The organism is Campylobacter sp. MIT 12-8780 (assembly GCF_006864535.1).
GTDB lineage: Bacteria > Campylobacterota > Campylobacteria > Campylobacterales > Campylobacteraceae > Campylobacter_D.
Map to the genome: position 1 here is coordinate 1 of NZ_QHLL01000012.1, position 16,025 is coordinate 16,025.

Sequence of the window (16,025 nt, forward strand, 5' to 3'; positions counted from 1 at the left end):
CGATCAGCACTTGGGCTTTTAATGAGCTTGCATGAGTCAAAAAATAATTCTTTATTTGACATTTTAGCCATCGGTTTTGGCTTAACTTTGTTTGTGTTGTATGTTTCTGGCGTGATGATTACGCTTTTTGTAAGCAAGAAAAACCGCAAAGCACAATACCTTGCTATAGTTTTGGGTTGTGCGATCTGTCTTGTTTTTGCACTTCAAGCAACTTTATTTTAAAACTTTAATAAATTCTTTAGAGTAAAAAATTTAATTTTAAAAGCAAGAATTTAAAAACTAGCCCAAAAATTTGGGCTAGACTTACTTAGAAGTTAAGTAATTTGTTGATTTGTTTGCCAGCTTCTTCTTTAGCCGCTTCTTTAGCTTCTTCTTTTTTAGCAGCAGCTACTTCTTTAGCGCTTTTGCCGCTCATTAATTGTCCAGCAACATCAGCACCTTGAGCTTTAGCAGCACCTTTTACAGCTTCATTTGCTAAAGCCACACTTGCACCAAGTAAAGCAGCAAATGCTACAACGAGTAATTTTTTCATTGTGTCTCCTTTAAGATAAATTGTGGTTGTGATTGTATCAAAAAAATAAAAACAAAAATTAAATTTGAGCTTAAAATAAAAAATGTTATAATCGTGCTTTTAAACTTGGAGCAAAGCCTGATGAGTGCGTCTAAAGAAAAGATTTTCTTTGTTTTTATGCTGATAGCGATGATGTTTTGGGGTGGTTCTTGGGTAAGCTCTAAGGTTTTGACACTCTATGCAAGTGCTTATATTATCGCTTTTTGGCGTTTTTTGATCGTTTTTATCGGCGTTGTAATTTTGCTTTTTGTGTTTAAAATTTCAATCCGCTTTGAAAAACGCATTTTTAAATTCATACTTTTAGCCGGTTTGTGTAATGCTATTTATTCTTTTTTATTATTTGCTGGACTCAATCAAGCAGACGCTGGCAAAAGCGGAGTTTTAACCACTACAATGACGCCCATTTTTGCATATATACTCACGCATATGTATTTGTGCTTCAAAGGAAAAATTCACTTCCTAGAACTTCCTAAAAATGAGCTTTTTGGACTTATTTTAGCCCTTATTTCAGGGGCTTTTTTGCTTGAAATTCAAAGCTTTTCTACACTTTTAAATCCTTTCAATGTCTTTTTCTTGCTTGCAGCATTTGATTGGGCGGTGATGAGCCTTTTTACGCAAAAGATTAATTTGCACCCTTTAGCGATAAATTTCTATGTCACGCTTTTGGCGTTGCTGTGCTTTTCGCCGTGTTTTTTTCTACAAGAAACTTATAGTGTTTTTGACGCTGATTGGATTTTTTGGCTGAATTTGGGCTTTTTGGCGATTTTATCAACTATAGTTGGCACAGGGATTTATTATCTAGGAATTCAGTATCTTGGGGCTTTTAGAGCAAATTCTTTTTTGCTTTTGGTGCCACTTTTTGCTTTGCTGATAAGTTATGTTTTTCTTGATGAAATTCCGAGTTTAAAAACGATTTTTGGTTCTGTTTTGGCTATTTTTGCGATTTATTTGATTAATATTTATGGTAAAAACTTAAGAAAAATTTAACATTTTTCGTTATAATCAGCTCAAAATTTTACTTAACAGCAAGGATAATTTATGCTTCAAACTTGTATTTTTCCAGCCGCAGGATATGGCACTCGCTTTTTACCAGCCACTAAGGCTTTGCCTAAGGAAATGCTTCCTATACTGACAAAACCACTTATTCATTATGGGGTTGATGAGGCTTTAGAAGCTGGTATGGATACTATGGGCTTTGTTACATGACGTGGAAAAAGGGCTTTGGAGGATTATTTTGATACTTCTTATGAGCTAGAACATCAAATTTCAGGCACAAAAAAAGAATATCTGCTTGCTGAAATTCGCTCACTCATCACTCGTTGCACCTTTACTTTTACAAGGCAAAATGAAATGAGAGGCTTAGGAGATGCTGTTTTAAAGGGTAGGGCTTTAGCTGGTGATGAAGCTTTTGGGGTGATATTAGCTGATGATTTGTGTGTAAATGAGGACGGGCTTGGGGTTATGGCTCAAATGGTAAAAATTTATGAAAAATACCGCTGCACCGTAGTTGCTGTTATGGAAGTGCCAAAAGAGCAGGTTTCAAGCTATGGAGTTATCGCTGGAAACGCAGTAGAAGATAATCTCATCATGGTTAGCTCGATGATAGAAAAGCCAAGCATTGAAGAAGCCCCAAGCAATCTTGCTATCATAGGCAGATACATACTCACTCCAGCGATCAGCACTTGGGCTTTTAATGAGCTTGCATGAGTCAAAAAATAATTCTTTATTTGACATTTTAGCCATCGGTTTTGGCTTAACTTTGTTTGTGTTGTATGTTTCTGGCGTGATGATTACGCTTTTTGTAAGCAAGAAAAACCGCAAAGCACAATACCTTGCTATAGTTTTGGGTTGTGCGATCTGTCTTGTTTTTGCACTTCAAGCAACTTTATTTTAAAACTTTAATAAATTCTTTAGAGTAAAAAATTTAATTTTAAAAGCAAGAATTTAAAAACTAGCCCAAAAATTTGGGCTAGACTTACTTAGAAGTTAAGTAATTTGTTGATTTGTTTGCCAGCTTCTTCTTTAGCCGCTTCTTTAGCTTCTTCTTTTTTAGCAGCAGCTACTTCTTTAGCGCTTTTGCCGCTCATTAATTGTCCAGCAACATCAGCACCTTGAGCTTTAGCAGCACCTTTTACAGCTTCATTTGCTAAAGCCACACTTGCACCAAGTAAAGCAGCAAATGCTACAACGAGTAATTTTTTCATTGTGTCTCCTTTAAGATAAATTGTGGTTGTGATTGTATCAAAAAAATAAAAACAAAAATTAAATTTGAGCTTAAAATAAAAAATGTTATAATCGTGCTTTTAAACTTGGAGCAAAGCCTGATGAGTGCGTCTAAAGAAAAGATTTTCTTTGTTTTTATGCTGATAGCGATGATGTTTTGGGGTGGTTCTTGGGTAAGCTCTAAGGTTTTGACACTCTATGCAAGTGCTTATATTATCGCTTTTTGGCGTTTTTTGATCGTTTTTATCGGCGTTGTAATTTTGCTTTTTGTGTTTAAAATTTCAATCCGCTTTGAAAAACGCATTTTTAAATTCATACTTTTAGCCGGTTTGTGTAATGCTATTTATTCTTTTTTATTATTTGCTGGACTCAATCAAGCAGACGCTGGCAAAAGCGGAGTTTTAACCACTACAATGACGCCCATTTTTGCATATATACTCACGCATATGTATTTGTGCTTCAAAGGAAAAATTCACTTCCTAGAACTTCCTAAAAATGAGCTTTTTGGACTTATTTTAGCCCTTATTTCAGGGGCTTTTTTGCTTGAAATTCAAAGCTTTTCTACACTTTTAAATCCTTTCAATGTCTTTTTCTTGCTTGCAGCATTTGATTGGGCGGTGATGAGCCTTTTTACGCAAAAGATTAATTTGCACCCTTTAGCGATAAATTTCTATGTCACGCTTTTGGCGTTGCTGTGCTTTTCGCCGTGTTTTTTTCTACAAGAAACTTATAGTGTTTTTGACGCTGATTGGATTTTTTGGCTGAATTTGGGCTTTTTGGCGATTTTATCAACTATAGTTGGCACAGGGATTTATTATCTAGGAATTCAGTATCTTGGGGCTTTTAGAGCAAATTCTTTTTTGCTTTTGGTGCCACTTTTTGCTTTGCTGATAAGTTATGTTTTTCTTGATGAAATTCCGAGTTTAAAAACGATTTTTGGTTCTGTTTTGGCTATTTTTGCGATTTATTTGATTAATATTTATGGTAAAAACTTAAGAAAAATTTAACATTTTTCGTTATAATCAGCTCAAAATTTTACTTAACAGCAAGGATAATTTATGCTTCAAACTTGTATTTTTCCAGCCGCAGGATATGGCACTCGCTTTTTACCAGCCACTAAGGCTTTGCCTAAGGAAATGCTTCCTATACTGACAAAACCACTTATTCATTATGGGGTTGATGAGGCTTTAGAAGCTGGTATGGATACTATGGGCTTTGTTACAGGACGTGGAAAAAGGGCTTTGGAGGATTATTTTGATACTTCTTATGAGCTAGAACATCAAATTTCAGGCACAAAAAAAGAATATCTGCTTGCTGAAATTCGCTCACTCATCACTCGTTGCACCTTTACTTTTACAAGGCAAAATGAAATGAGAGGCTTAGGAGATGCTGTTTTAAAGGGTAGGGCTTTAGCTGGTGATGAAGCTTTTGGGGTGATATTAGCTGATGATTTGTGTGTAAATGAGGACGGGCTTGGGGTTATGGCTCAAATGGTAAAAATTTATGAAAAATACCGCTGCACCGTAGTTGCTGTTATGGAAGTGCCAAAAGAGCAGGTTTCAAGCTATGGAGTTATCGCTGGAAACGCAGTAGAAGATAATCTCATCATGGTTAGCTCGATGATAGAAAAGCCAAGCATTGAAGAAGCCCCAAGCAATCTTGCTATCATAGGCAGATACATACTCACTCCAGATATTTTTGGTATTTTAGAAAATACAAAGGCTGGCAAAAACGGCGAAATTCAGCTCACTGACGCGCTTTTGGCTCAAGCTACAAATGGCATGGTTTTAGCTTATAAATTTGAGGGCAAAAGATTTGATTGCGGTTCTGTAGAAGGCTTTGTTGAGGCGACGAATTATTTTTATGGCAAGAGCAAATGCTAAACAATCACTTTTTTTTTAAAACTGCTCAGCTTGATACCATAAAAGCTTATGCGCAACGCATTAATGATGAGTTTGAGAGTAAAGAGATAGGGTATTATCATTTAGCTGATAATACTGGCTTAATTTCTGAATGCGAGCAGTATTTTCAAAACAAAACTTATAAAAATGTAATCTTGCTTGGCATGGGTGGTTCAAGCTGTGGAGTAAAGGCTTTAAGAGACTTTTTAGTCCAGCAAGATAAAGGCAAATGCAAGCTTTTTATACTTGATAATAGCTCAAATCTTAGCCTTACAAAAGTGCTTGATGAGGTGAATTTAGAAGATAGTCTTTTTATAGTGGCGAGTAAAACCGGCACGACTATAGAAGTTGTGAGTCTTTTTAAGCTTATTATGGCTCATTTTAAGCTTGAAATGAAGGATTTATCTAAGAATTTCATCTTTATCACTGATGAAAACTCAAAGCTTCATAAACTTGGCGAGCAGCTTAGTGTAAAATGCTTTTTAATCCCAGCTAATGTTGGCGGTCGTTTTAGCGTGCTTTCAGCTGTGGGCGTGGTGCCACTTTTTGTGTGCGGATATGATGTTAAAGCCTTGCTTGATGGAGCTTTGACGTGCAAGAAAGATTTTTTTGAGAAAAAACAAGAAAGCATTTTGCAAAAAGCCTATCATTACTGCACGCATAAATATGCAAATATCAGCGTTTTGTTTAGTTATGGCGATGCTTTTAAGGGTTTTAATGAATGGTTTGTCCAGCTTATCGCTGAGAGTTTGGGTAAAAAGCAAGGCTATAAAAGGCTTGGCATTACGCCTATAGCCTTAATTGGAGCTAGGGATCAGCACAGTTTCTTACAACTCATTATGCAAGGTCCAAAGGATAAAATGGTGACTTTTTTAAGGGTAAAAGAGCTTGAAAAATCCATGTGTATCCCTAAACTTTCTTTACCTTACTTAGAGGATTGTGATTTTAGCAATGGAGTTGATTTGCAAAAACTTCTTAATGCGCAGTGTGAAGCGACTTTGCAAGCTTTAGTAGCTGAAAATTTAAGCGTTGATTTAATCGAGCTTGATAGGCTTGATGAGTGGCATGGTGGGTATTTGATGTATCATTATGAGCTTTTAACTTCAGCGTGTGGAGTAATGCTTGGTATTAATACCTACGATCAGCCCGGTGTTGAGGTTGGTAAGCTTATCTTAAAAAAAATCTTATCTTAAAAAAGGAAAAACTATGCGTTATGGTGAAAAAGAGATTAAAGAATTTGATGTAGAAAAGGACTTAGAACTTTGGGAAAACAAAGCTGAAAATGATTATATCATCAAAATTTCTTTGCCTGAGTTTATGTGCTTGTGTCCAAGAAGTGGCTATCCAGACTTTGCGACTTTAAATTTAGAATATATCCCTGATCAATTTGTCGTCGAGCTTAAAGCTATTAAAATTTATATCAACTCTTTTATGTATAAAAATATCAGCCACGAAGCTGTGGTCAATGAAATTTACAGCACTTTAAAAGCGAAGTTAAAACCAAAGTGGATTAAACTTGAGGCAGATTTTAACCCTCGTGGAAATGTGCATACTATCATTGAATGCCGTTCTGATCTAGTTGTGCCAAAATGAAACTTTTTGCACTCTTAAGCCTTATGAGAAAGAGCTTTTAAAAGCACAAAAGCTTCAAAAACTCTTTCAAATACCTTGAATTTAAGGTATTTTCTAAAAATATTTTTTATTTTATCTTTCACGCTCACTTCACACAAAAAGTATAAACTTGCACTTACTAAAACATTTTTAAGGAGAAAGAAATGAAAACAAAACTTATCCCTGCTATTTTAGCATGCTCTGCAATCCTTGCAAGCGCAAACCCAGCCGCTACTGCGCCAGCTCCAGCTCAAGCCCCTGCAGTTGCACCAGCTCCGGTTGCTCCATATCCTGTGTATCCACAACAAGCTGTGCCACCACAAGATTATTTTAATGGTTTGCCAAAAAACATTAACGCTCAAATTCAAAAGCTCTATCCGGGCGCATTTATTGTTGATATGGATTGGGAAGCGTATGGCTATGAGATCAAGCTTAACAATTTTATGGAGCTTTATTTTGATCGCAATGGCAACTTTTTAGGGCAAAAATTTGACGATTAATCAGCTTTAAATAAAGCTTTTTTTGCAAAGAGTAGGCTTGCTCTTTGCATTTTTTTACTTTCTTTTTCAAACTTCCCTTAGATAAATACAAATTTATATTATAATTACACAATTTTAAACCAAATAAGGAAAAAAACAATGGCAAAAGACGCAAACGGCACGACGCTTGAGGCTGGCGATAGTGTAAGTGTGATTAAGGATTTAAAGATCAAAGGAGCAAGCCACACCTTAAAAAGGGGCAGTGTGATTAAAAATATCAAACTCACAAGCAAAGAAGGCGAGATTGAAGCGCGTGTGGATAAGCTTGGTGTTATCGTGCTGAAAACTGAGTTTTTAAAGAAAATTTAAGGGTTTGTTTTGAGGCTTTTGTTTGTCTTAAGGGGCAATTATTTTAACGCTCAAAAAGAATGGCTCGCAAAAAACGAGCTGTTAAATTATACCTTAGATTTAGAAGAACTTCGCTTTTTAGCAGGTGGATATAAAATGTTAAGCAATGGCTACAAAAGCCTTGATTACCGCAATGCAAGCGAAATTTTAGAGCATTTGTTTAAGCTTTTAGAGCTAAGAATGAACAAAGGCGAGCTTTGTATAGTCAATGCTCCAAATGCAAACAATTCCATACTTAAAGAGTATAAAGACTTAGCCTTAAAATACCGCTATGAGCTATTTATCATCGAGTTTAACACCTTAAATTTAGAAGAAGTAAAGCTTAAAAACTTCATCATCGCTCAGCAAAAGGGCGTTTTTATCCCAGAACATATACTTGAGGCTATTGATTATGCTTTGCAAAAAGAAAAAATTGCTAAGAAATTTAAAGTTATCAAACCTTATGAATTTAAAGAGTATTTATATCAAATTCGCGATCTTAGCGCATACAAAAAAATCCACCACATAGGCGATATACAAGGTTGTTTTAGCGTGCTTAAAAAAGCGATTAATAAGATTAAAAAAGATGAATTTTATGTATTTTTGGGCGATTATATAGACAGAGGCATAGAAAATGCTAAGGTGATCAAATGGCTTTTAAAGATCAAAGGGCTTGAAAATGTGATCTTGCTTGAAGGAAACCACGAAAGACATCTTATCAAATGGGCGTTAAATCAAACTGCAAGTTCAAAAGAATTTAATGAAAATACACTCAAAGACTTTAAAAAAGAAAAGCTGACAAAAGAGGACGCAAGGGCTTTGTATCCACATTTTAAAGAATGCTTTTGTTATCAATTTGAAGAAAAGATCATCTTTTGTTCGCATGGAGGCTTAAATTTTTTGCCAGAAAATTTGGCTCACTTAAGCTTTATATCAAGTGAAGAGTTTATCTACGGCGTAGGCTCGTATGATGAAAGTCAGTATATAGCCCAGCAATTTTGCGAAAACACCCCAAGCAACACTTACGAGCTTTTTGGACACCGCAACCGCCAAAAGCTTCCCATTCAGCTTGCAAGCAGAGCTTTTTTGCTTGAAGGCAAAGTCGATGCTGGGGGCTTTTTGCGTGTGGTAACCTTGAGTAAAAAAGGCTTTGAGTGCAAAGAGATCAAAAATGATGTATTTAGAAAATAGCAAGAAGCATTTTAAGCCAATCTTTTTAGTTTAAATTACAAGTTTTTTAAATCCTTAAAATCTTGAATTTATGTTACAATTAAGCTAAAAATTCATAATCAAGGAAAAAAGAAATGAGTCATCTTTTAATCATAGGAGCAGGCGGAGTAGCTAGAGTAGCAGCAGTAAAAGCTGCCATGAATGCAAACACTTTTAGCAAAATCACCCTAGCAAGTAGAACCTTAAGTAAATGCGAGGCTATAGCAAGTTTTATCAAAGAGCGTTTAGGCGTGAGTATAGATATAGCTAAGATTGACGCTGATGATACTGAAGCGGTTGTAAAGCTTATTAAAGAGATAAAGGCTGATTTGCTTTTAAATTTAGCCCTGCCTTATCAAGATTTAAGCTTGATGGACGCTTGTGTAAAAGCAAAAATTCCTTATATAGATACAGCAAATTATGAACATCCAGATTTGGCTAAATTTGAGTATAAAGAACAATGGGCTAGGAATGAAGCCTTTAAAGAAGCTGGAATTTTAGCCCTTCTTGGCTCTGGCTTTGATCCGGGCGTTACAAATGTCTTTTGTGCGTATGCCAAGCAAAAGCTTTTTGATGAAATTCATTATATAGACATTTTAGATTGTAATGCAGGCGATCATGGCTATAAATTTGCGACGAATTTTAATCCAGAGATCAATCTTAGAGAAGTTTCAGCCAAAGGCAGATACTGGGAAAATGGTAAGTGGATAGAAACTGAGCCTATGGCTATAAAAATGGCTTGGGATTATCCAGAAGTTGGGGTTAAAGATAGCTATTTGCTCTATCATGAAGAACTTGAAAGCTTGGTAAAAAATATACCAAGTTTAAAACGAATTCGCTTTTTTATGACTTTTTCTCAAAATTATCTCACTCACATGAACTGCCTTGAAAATGTAGGCATGCTAGGCATTAAGCCTGTGCTTCACAAAGGGATTGAGATCGTGCCTATAGAGTTTTTAAAGACTCTCTTACCTGATCCAGCAAGTCTTGGAGCAAGGACTAAAGGCTTTACAAATATAGGTTGTGTGATAAGAGGCTTAAAAGATGGCAAGGAAAAGCAAGTGTATATCTATAATGTCTGCAATCATGAAGAATGCTATAAAGAAACCGGCGCACAAGCTGTGAGCTACACCACAGGAGTGCCAGCCATGATAGGTGCAAAACTTATCGCAAAAGGCATTTGGCAGGGAAAAGGTGTATTTAACATGGAAGAATTTGACGCCCAGCCTTTTATGGACGAGCTTATGACTCAGGGCTTGCCCTATAAAATCATAGAACTTCCTTTGTCTTAATCTAGCCTATCACAAGCTAAGATGATATAGAGCAAGCCTAAGGCTTGTGCTTGCTCTAATTTTTTGAATTTTTTTAAACTTTATATGGTTAGTTTTAAGCTAGATAAAACGCATATAATTTTCTAATTTTAACAGCTTTAATTTGGAACAAAATTTGCTTGAATTTCTTATAAATAAAAGACTTTTTAAGTTGTTTATGCTTTTTAAGGAGTTAAAATGACAATTTTTGCCGATAAGATAAATAACACTCAACATTTAAATGCCAATGTTAAAAACACAAAATCAAGCGATGATTTTAAAGCCTTGCTTCATTTGCAAACTCATTCAAATAAAAGCTTAGAACTTTTAAATCAAGATGATTATAAAAAGGCTATTCAAAGCGTGCTTGAAGCTATGGATACAAGTTTAAAAAATTTAGAAAATTCGCCAATCAAAACAGATTTAAAGGTTTTAAAAAACTCCATTGAATCCCGCTTAGAACTGATGAGTGAAAACAAAAATTCTATGCAAAATAGCATTCAGTCTTTTTTAGAAAATTCGCAAAGTCAAAGCACTTTAAAAACCCAGCTTATGCAAAATTATTCTGATTATATGCTTTTTGCTCCAGCTATAGCACAGGATATAAATAAATTCTTTGAGCTTGCACAAAATGAGGATAAGTCCTTAAATTTGAGTGAAATTCAAGGATTGATTAAGAGTATAGAAAATTATCATGCAAGCGAGCAAAGTCAAGGCATAAATGTAAATGATAACACAAAAGTGCTTTTAAATACTTCAGGACTAAGCATACTCATAAAAGAAAAGCAAGAACTAGCCTTGTCAAATTTAAGCCTACAAGAAAACAAAAGCTTTCATATACTTTTAAATATGTTTGAAAACACAAATTCAAAAACCCAGCCCGAGCAATCAGCACTTCAAAAAGCTTTAAAAGAACTTGGGTAAAAATAATGTTAAAAAGTTTTTTAAGAATAAAGATTTTTTATATAACTTTATTAAATTAACAAATCAAAGCTTATATTTATAGGCTTTTCAAGCTAAAAGGAGCAAGAATGAGAATTTCATCTACTAATTCTTATGCTTTTACCCAAAATTATCAAAATACAGCTCATTCATCTCAAGGCTCAGAGTCTCTTTTTATGAAATCTTTTAATTTTGCCATGCAGCAAAAGCCATCACAAGAGGCAATTAAAGCAATTGATGCTGCTAGACTTGAGTTTTATGCAAGCAACACACAAGGTGAGCTTACTCAAAATTCATATAATCAAAGCCTACAAAAATTAACCCATTCTATGAAAAATATCTTAGAAAAATATAAAAATGATGAGCAAAAATTTGACTACCTTTCGCAAGCTTTTGCACTTTTTACACATAGTTTAAATCCTGAAAACAATGTTTTACCAGATATAAAATCAAGCTCAAATTTTTTTAATCCTAAGCTTGATTTTAACAACACTCAAAGCCTGCCTAGCCTTGTGGAGCAAAAGGCAAAAGCATATATCAAAAGTCTTAAAAATGAAGATAAAGATAGCGAAGCTAGGCTTTTAGAGCTTAGAGCAAGTTTGCAAGAGCTTGAAAATCACGGTGAGTATATAAAAATGAATGCCGAGCTTTTTTATTCAGCAATTTGGAGTGATTTAAGTGCTTCAGAACAAAATTCTTTTTTGCAAAATGTTTCTACCATAAGTGCGTATTATTACGAACAAGCTCATAATTTTACATTAAGCGATGGCACAATGCTTAATTGGAGCGAGGAAAATGGGACTTTTAAGATAACAATACAAGGTTTTGACAATGAAAAGCTTGATTTGATACAGCTAGCTAATGATAAAAAGAAATTTCAAACTCTATTTGAAATCTTTGAGCCAAAAAATCGCTCTGAAAATAATGAAATCAAAACTCATAAAAATGAAAAAAATTTAACCTCAAATTCATCAAACTCATCTTTGCTTCAAAGAGCCTTACAGGAGCTAGAATAAAAGCTGAGTATAGTTTTGATCTAAAAATAAAGGAAAAACATGTTTATTAATACATCACAAAGCTTGCAAACTCAACTTTCTTATAAACAGCACATTAAAGCACTCGAACAATCATTTTTAGATGAATGGTTTGCAAATTCTAGTGCAGTTTTGCCTAAGGAATTAGCAAGTTATTATGAGCAAGAGCATATCAAAGATATGAACGCTTTAAATAAACAGCTTGATTTTTACGAAGATAACAAAGACTATACAATCAAAGTACCTAAAGAAGAACTTGAAAAAAGCAATAAAGCGGTGTTAATCTTTGCAAAAAGAACGCAAACACCTTTTTCAAGTGTTCTTAGCCAAAAGCAAGAAAGAACAAGCCAGAGCGAGCACAACGAGGCTGCTTTGTCTTTGCTTGCTACAGCTAAAAAGCTTACAGCCTTAGCTACTGAGCAGCAAGGCTTAGATAGCAAGCTTGGATCCGAGCTTACTACTATGCAAGCTGAGCTTATGAATAGGCAAAATAACATTATGAAATCACAAAATGAGCTTAATTTTGCACTCAACTCTAGCTATAAAGATTTAGAAGGTATAGCTCAAACACTTAGAGGGTATTTTACGATGAATAAAGCATTTGCTGAGCAAATGATACATTTTTTTGACTATGCAAGTGATAAATTTGAAGGACTTGACACACAAAAAATCATGCAAGATTTAGCCACGATAAAAGGCTATTGGGACAATAACACGGCAAGTGATTTGACTTTAGCAAATGGTATGAAAATAGGACTAAGTTATGAGTACAGCGTTCAAGAACAAAAGACTCAAACTTTTTTAAAGATAAACAATCAAAGCTTTGCACTCAAAGAAAATTCTTCTCTTTTAGAAAACAAAAGCTTTAACATACTTTTAAATATGTTTGAAAACACAAATTCAAAAACCCAGCCCGAGCAATCAGCACTTCAAAAAGCTTTGCAAGAGCTTGTGTGAAAGTAATGCTAAAAAGTTTTTTTAAGAATAAAGAATTTTTATATAAGTTTGAATTTAAAAATAAATTATTTCTTGGAATAGAATTTGCTTAAAAATTAATAAATAAAAAGACTTTTTAAGTTTTTTTTAAAATATAAAATGATAAAATTTATCATATTCTAAAAAAGGAGCAAAAAATGAAAAAATTCTTTTTCTTTGTGGCAGCTTTATCTTTAAGCTTAAATTTCACTCTAGCAAATGATTTGCTTTTTAAAGCAAGTAATGGAAGATTAAGTGAAAGTTCTGTCGGAGTAAAAAAACTTAGTGATGCTGAGATGAGTGAGGTTAAGGGTGGGATACATGTATATTCGAACTTTTGGATGCAAAATTATACAAATAGATATAATCAAACCTTAGCTGTTGAGGCTATGGTGCCTTTTGGCTTGGATGATAGTGATAATTTTTTCTCAGCAGGCACCGCAAGATCAAATATAATGATTTTTAATAGCTTTGCAAATGCTGGTGAAACAATGGTTTTGAATGCTTTTTATGATTTTAGATCCGGGCAGGTTAAACGACATTATGCAATCGGTTCTTTTAATCCAAGTTCCGCAGTATTTAGAGAATTTAAAGATGTTATGGTTAATGATATTTTTACACAAACACAAATAAAGCAAAGAGTTGACGAGATGGTCGCAAGAAGACTTTCAAGGATGTAAGATGAGTTTAACAAATTTGTCTCATTTAGACATAACTTCAAGGGCTGTAGAGATTTTAAAGCCTGGCTCTATAAAGTCTAATAATGTCATTCAAATAAATGCTGATAGAATCAAGCATGAGTATTCACAAGCAAAGTCTTATTCTAATATAAGTGATAGTGCTTATACAATGACTATAAGATCAGTCTTAAATTTCACGCAAGATATACTTTCTCGCTATCAAGATGATGAGGCGAAATACGAAAGACTTTCAGAGAAATTAGAGCTTTTCAAAGAAAGTCTTGATGAAAAATCACATACTTTTCAAAGTTCTACTATAGTTTCAACTCATCGTGCGAGTCTTGATAAAAGCTATATTGATAAACCTATCAAAGAACTTGTTCAGGCTGATTTAAAGGCTCTTTTACAAGCTATCAATGAAAAAAATCCAAATACCATACTTGAAAAAGAAATGAATTTAAAATCAAGTCTTATACAGCTTAGCGGACAAGGACAATTTATAGAAAACTTTGCAGGAGGCTTTTTTACTGAAGTATGGCATGAACTAAGCCAAAGTGAAAAACAGCAGTATTTTGAGTATATGGATATCATAAAATCATATCATTATAACAAGGCTAAAAACCTCACCACAGAGCAAGGCGATACTTTTTCATGGGATATAGTAGGGGGTAAATTTCAGTTTGAACTCATCAGCAAAGACAATGAAAACTTAAGTGATCAAATCAGACTTGCAAGTGATAAAAAAGTATTTTCAAGTCTTTATGCTATATTTGAGCTTAGAGAAAAAGCATATATGAGTGAGAAAAACGACACCAATTCATCAAACGATGATAAAAATGAAAAAAAATTAACTTCAAATTCATCAAATTCGTCTTTGCTTCAAAGAGTCTTGCAGGAACTTGCGTGAGTTGTCTTTTGCTCTTTTGAGGCATTTTGACTTTACTTTGGGTGTGTAAGGTATGAGTGTTTATAAAATTTTATTTAAGGTATTTTGTTTTATAGGCATTTTGCCTAGTTTTTTGCTCGCTTCTGATCCTATTAGCTTTGATAGTCTTTTTAAAAAACAAATTGGACTAAGAAGCATAACGACTTTAGAGTATCTTAGCTCTGGAAATGCTGATTTTTACAATACCTTCCCTTTTATCTCAGTTTATAATGACGGCAGAAATTATACTGATAATAAGCAATTTTCCTTAAGACAAAATTTTATCTATTCTTTAAACAATAAACTTGATTTAATGCTTAGTGCAAAGGCTTCTTTTGTGCGTAGTGATAGTGAGCAAACAAGCTTTTTTGCACCTACAAGCTACACCCACGAACAATACACTAACTTTGATAATCTTAGCTTAGGGTTTGTTTATTCTTTTGAGAATTTAGGCGATTTTGTTCCCCAGCTTTCAGCTTCTATTTCAGTTTTTGATAGGGTAAGATTTACTACAGCAAAAAAGCTTTTTTATGCAAGCTCTGGCAATGTGCAGTTTTCTTTTAAAACCTTTAGCGATCCTTTAATCTTATCTTTATATCTTGGCGGTGCGTATAATAGCACACTTCATTTTAAAAGCAATAAAGTCAATTTTGGCAATGCTGTTTTTGCCGGCTTTAACGGCTCTATCATCTTAAGCCCTAAGGTTTCGCTTGATATAGGCTTTTCTCAAAGCTATCAGCAAGGAAGCAAATTTAACGGCAGGCAATACACAAGCTCTTATTCTATCCCTAATATCAGCTTAGGTTTTTCTTATAGTCTTGATGATGATACGGCTATCTCACTTTCAGGCTCGGCAAGTGGCTCAAACTCAGCTCCTAACTCGATCTTTGCTTTAAGCTTGTGGAAAAAATTTTAGCTTTGTGTGAAACAATGCTTTAAAGTCTATTGTGAAAATATTGTTGTGGGTAAATCAAGCCTTTATTTTTCTATTTTATCTTTTTTGCCCTTATTTTGATAAAAATATGCTAGAATAAATCATCAAAATTCAAAGGAGAAGCAATGTTTAAACTCAGAACCCTACCCTATGACACCAGCGCTTTTGGTCAATTTTTAAGTGAAGAAGCTTTTAGCTATCACCACGGCAAACACCACAAAGCCTATGTTGATAATCTTAACAAGCTTATCAAAGATACAGAATTTGAAAATAAAGATTTGTTTTTCATCATCAAAAACTCAAGTGCAGGGCTTTTTAACAATGCTGCTCAAATTTATAATCATGACTTTTATTTTGACTGCTTAAGTCCTAAAAGTGATGAAGATAAAATAAATCTTGCGTTTAAAACAGCACTTGAAAAAGAATTTAATTCACTTGCTGAATTTAAGGCTGAGTTTATCAAAGGAGCGAGCGGAGTTTTTGGCTCGGGCTGGTTTTGGTTGGTGTATGATCTTAAAGATAAAAAGCTCAAACTTTTAAGCACACCAAACGCTGCTACGCCTATTACAGAAGCAAGGGTGCCTTTGCTTGTGGCTGATGTGTGGGAACATGCGTATTATATCAACCACCGCAACGCTAGAGCGGCTTATTTGGAAGCTTTTTTTGAGTATGTGAATTGGGAATTTGTAGCTAAAGCGTATGAATGGGCTTTGAAAGAGGGCGAAGGCTCGGTGCAATTTTATATCAATGAGCTTCATTCTTGATATATTTAAATTTTTAAAAAGATTTACTTGAAAGTGCTTTAAAGAGCAAGTCTTTTTTATCTTAAGTTTAATCCTTAAAG

Annotated in this window: 19 protein-coding genes and 2 pseudogenes; 19 read left to right on the plus strand and 2 right to left on the minus strand. The window is 34.2% G+C overall.

What is annotated here, in order from left to right:
- A pseudogene (locus DMB95_RS09590) lies at window positions 1–222 on the plus strand (hypothetical protein); the annotation flags it as partial.
- Between the two features lie 85 nt (window positions 223–307).
- On the opposite strand, the gene DMB95_RS08555 reads toward DMB95_RS09590, so the two are convergent.
- Entirely contained in the window at window positions 308–532 is a 225-nt protein-coding gene (locus DMB95_RS08555) for a hypothetical protein (RefSeq protein WP_137632502.1), read from the minus strand.
- Window positions 533–652: 120 nt separating this feature from the next.
- On the opposite strand from DMB95_RS08555, the gene DMB95_RS08560 reads away from it, so the two are divergent.
- The 3 genes and pseudogenes from DMB95_RS08560 (at window position 653) to DMB95_RS08570 (ending at window position 2,465) form a co-directional block, all read left to right on the plus strand.
- Window positions 653–1,558: a DMT family transporter gene (locus tag DMB95_RS08560; protein WP_142931721.1), complete on the plus strand. Its 906-nt coding sequence runs from the start codon at window positions 653–655 to the stop codon at window positions 1,556–1,558.
- A 51-nt stretch (window positions 1,559–1,609) separates the two neighbouring features.
- Window positions 1,610–2,248: pseudogene (locus DMB95_RS08565) on the plus strand (sugar phosphate nucleotidyltransferase); the annotation flags it as partial.
- 16 nt (window positions 2,249–2,264) lie between these two features.
- The gene (locus DMB95_RS08570; RefSeq protein ID WP_142931722.1) at window positions 2,265–2,465 is read left to right on the plus strand and encodes a hypothetical protein; all 201 of its coding nucleotides are present in this window, start codon (window positions 2,265–2,267) and stop codon (window positions 2,463–2,465) included.
- An 85-nt stretch (window positions 2,466–2,550) separates the two neighbouring features.
- Here DMB95_RS08570 and DMB95_RS08575 read toward each other — a convergent pair whose 3' ends face one another.
- Window positions 2,551–2,775, minus strand: a complete 225-nt coding sequence (locus tag DMB95_RS08575; protein ID WP_137632502.1) for a hypothetical protein — start codon at window positions 2,773–2,775, stop codon at window positions 2,551–2,553.
- 120 nt (window positions 2,776–2,895) lie between these two features.
- Between DMB95_RS08575 and DMB95_RS08580 the strand changes: the two genes are divergently transcribed.
- From DMB95_RS08580 to DMB95_RS08650, 15 genes are all read left to right on the plus strand, one after another.
- On the plus strand, window positions 2,896–3,801 hold the full coding sequence (locus DMB95_RS08580) for a DMT family transporter (RefSeq protein ID WP_142931721.1): 906 nt from the start codon (window positions 2,896–2,898) through the stop codon (window positions 3,799–3,801).
- A 51-nt stretch (window positions 3,802–3,852) separates the two neighbouring features.
- Window positions 3,853–4,677 carry a UTP--glucose-1-phosphate uridylyltransferase GalU gene (gene galU / locus DMB95_RS08585; protein WP_137632503.1) on the plus strand — a complete coding sequence of 275 codons (825 nt, stop codon included), beginning with the start codon at window positions 3,853–3,855 and terminating at the stop codon, window positions 4,675–4,677.
- Window positions 4,671–5,888: a glucose-6-phosphate isomerase gene (locus DMB95_RS08590; RefSeq protein WP_142931723.1), complete on the plus strand. Its 1,218-nt coding sequence runs from the start codon at window positions 4,671–4,673 to the stop codon at window positions 5,886–5,888. Before galU ends, DMB95_RS08590 begins: the two co-directional genes overlap by 7 nt.
- Window positions 5,889–5,901: 13 nt before the next feature.
- Complete coding sequence (queF, locus tag DMB95_RS08595) at window positions 5,902–6,288, plus strand: preQ(1) synthase (protein WP_142931724.1); 387 nt, start codon at window positions 5,902–5,904, stop codon at window positions 6,286–6,288.
- Between the two features lie 182 nt (window positions 6,289–6,470).
- A complete protein-coding gene (locus DMB95_RS08600) occupies window positions 6,471–6,806 on the plus strand; it encodes a PepSY-like domain-containing protein (RefSeq protein ID WP_137632506.1) in 336 nt (111 codons plus the stop codon).
- Window positions 6,807–6,944: 138 nt separating this feature from the next.
- On the plus strand, window positions 6,945–7,154 hold the full coding sequence (locus DMB95_RS08605; protein ID WP_137632507.1) for an alkylphosphonate utilization protein: 210 nt from the start codon (window positions 6,945–6,947) through the stop codon (window positions 7,152–7,154).
- Between the two features lie 9 nt (window positions 7,155–7,163).
- Window positions 7,164–8,363 (plus strand): metallophosphoesterase family protein, encoded by a 1,200-nt coding sequence (locus tag DMB95_RS08610; RefSeq protein ID WP_142931725.1) that lies wholly within the window; start codon window positions 7,164–7,166, stop codon window positions 8,361–8,363.
- 113 nt (window positions 8,364–8,476) lie between these two features.
- On the plus strand, window positions 8,477–9,673 hold the full coding sequence (locus DMB95_RS08615; RefSeq protein ID WP_142931726.1) for a saccharopine dehydrogenase family protein: 1,197 nt from the start codon (window positions 8,477–8,479) through the stop codon (window positions 9,671–9,673).
- Between the two features lie 216 nt (window positions 9,674–9,889).
- A complete protein-coding gene (locus DMB95_RS08620) occupies window positions 9,890–10,615 on the plus strand; it encodes a hypothetical protein (RefSeq protein ID WP_142931727.1) in 726 nt (241 codons plus the stop codon).
- A gap of 107 nt (window positions 10,616–10,722) precedes the next feature.
- Window positions 10,723–11,649 (plus strand): hypothetical protein, encoded by a 927-nt coding sequence (locus DMB95_RS08625; RefSeq protein ID WP_142931728.1) that lies wholly within the window; start codon window positions 10,723–10,725, stop codon window positions 11,647–11,649.
- A gap of 39 nt (window positions 11,650–11,688) precedes the next feature.
- The gene (locus DMB95_RS08630; protein ID WP_142931729.1) at window positions 11,689–12,624 is read left to right on the plus strand and encodes a hypothetical protein; all 936 of its coding nucleotides are present in this window, start codon (window positions 11,689–11,691) and stop codon (window positions 12,622–12,624) included.
- 176 nt (window positions 12,625–12,800) lie between these two features.
- Window positions 12,801–13,322, plus strand: a complete 522-nt coding sequence (locus DMB95_RS09595) for a hypothetical protein (RefSeq protein WP_185906690.1) — start codon at window positions 12,801–12,803, stop codon at window positions 13,320–13,322.
- Between the two features lies 1 nt (window position 13,323).
- Complete coding sequence (locus DMB95_RS08640) at window positions 13,324–14,229, plus strand: hypothetical protein (protein ID WP_142931730.1); 906 nt, start codon at window positions 13,324–13,326, stop codon at window positions 14,227–14,229.
- A 52-nt stretch (window positions 14,230–14,281) separates the two neighbouring features.
- Entirely contained in the window at window positions 14,282–15,163 is an 882-nt protein-coding gene (locus DMB95_RS09795; RefSeq protein ID WP_260604843.1) for a hypothetical protein, read from the plus strand.
- A 143-nt stretch (window positions 15,164–15,306) separates the two neighbouring features.
- Window positions 15,307–15,945, plus strand: coding sequence for a superoxide dismutase (locus tag DMB95_RS08650; RefSeq protein ID WP_142931731.1), 639 nt, complete (start codon window positions 15,307–15,309; stop codon window positions 15,943–15,945).
- The last annotated feature ends 80 nt before the right edge of the window (window positions 15,946–16,025 follow it).

Excerpts from the sequence above, each read along its gene's own strand:
- DMB95_RS09795 (WP_260604843.1), top strand. The coding sequence starts at position 14,282 with ATGAGTGTTTATAAAATTTTATTTAAGGTATTTTGTTTTATAGGCATT.
- DMB95_RS08625 (WP_142931728.1), top strand. The coding sequence starts at position 10,723 with ATGAGAATTTCATCTACTAATTCTTATGCTTTTACCCAAAATTATCAA.
- DMB95_RS08650 (WP_142931731.1), top strand. The coding sequence starts at position 15,307 with ATGTTTAAACTCAGAACCCTACCCTATGACACCAGCGCTTTTGGTCAA.
- DMB95_RS08590 (WP_142931723.1), top strand. The coding sequence starts at position 4,671 with ATGCTAAACAATCACTTTTTTTTTAAAACTGCTCAGCTTGATACCATA.
- DMB95_RS08615 (WP_142931726.1), top strand. The coding sequence starts at position 8,477 with ATGAGTCATCTTTTAATCATAGGAGCAGGCGGAGTAGCTAGAGTAGCA.
- DMB95_RS08560 (WP_142931721.1), top strand. The coding sequence starts at position 653 with ATGAGTGCGTCTAAAGAAAAGATTTTCTTTGTTTTTATGCTGATAGCG.
- DMB95_RS08620 (WP_142931727.1), top strand. The coding sequence starts at position 9,890 with ATGACAATTTTTGCCGATAAGATAAATAACACTCAACATTTAAATGCC.
- DMB95_RS08630 (WP_142931729.1), top strand. The coding sequence starts at position 11,689 with ATGTTTATTAATACATCACAAAGCTTGCAAACTCAACTTTCTTATAAA.
- DMB95_RS08600 (WP_137632506.1), top strand. The coding sequence starts at position 6,471 with ATGAAAACAAAACTTATCCCTGCTATTTTAGCATGCTCTGCAATCCTT.
- galU (WP_137632503.1), top strand. The coding sequence starts at position 3,853 with ATGCTTCAAACTTGTATTTTTCCAGCCGCAGGATATGGCACTCGCTTT.
- DMB95_RS08605 (WP_137632507.1), top strand. The coding sequence starts at position 6,945 with ATGGCAAAAGACGCAAACGGCACGACGCTTGAGGCTGGCGATAGTGTA.
- DMB95_RS08570 (WP_142931722.1), top strand. The coding sequence starts at position 2,265 with ATGAGCTTGCATGAGTCAAAAAATAATTCTTTATTTGACATTTTAGCC.
- DMB95_RS09595 (WP_185906690.1), top strand. The coding sequence starts at position 12,801 with ATGAAAAAATTCTTTTTCTTTGTGGCAGCTTTATCTTTAAGCTTAAAT.
- DMB95_RS08640 (WP_142931730.1), top strand. The coding sequence starts at position 13,324 with ATGAGTTTAACAAATTTGTCTCATTTAGACATAACTTCAAGGGCTGTA.
- DMB95_RS08580 (WP_142931721.1), top strand. The coding sequence starts at position 2,896 with ATGAGTGCGTCTAAAGAAAAGATTTTCTTTGTTTTTATGCTGATAGCG.
- DMB95_RS08575 (WP_137632502.1), bottom strand. The coding sequence starts at position 2,775 with ATGAAAAAATTACTCGTTGTAGCATTTGCTGCTTTACTTGGTGCAAGT.
- DMB95_RS08555 (WP_137632502.1), bottom strand. The coding sequence starts at position 532 with ATGAAAAAATTACTCGTTGTAGCATTTGCTGCTTTACTTGGTGCAAGT.
- queF (WP_142931724.1), top strand. The coding sequence starts at position 5,902 with ATGCGTTATGGTGAAAAAGAGATTAAAGAATTTGATGTAGAAAAGGAC.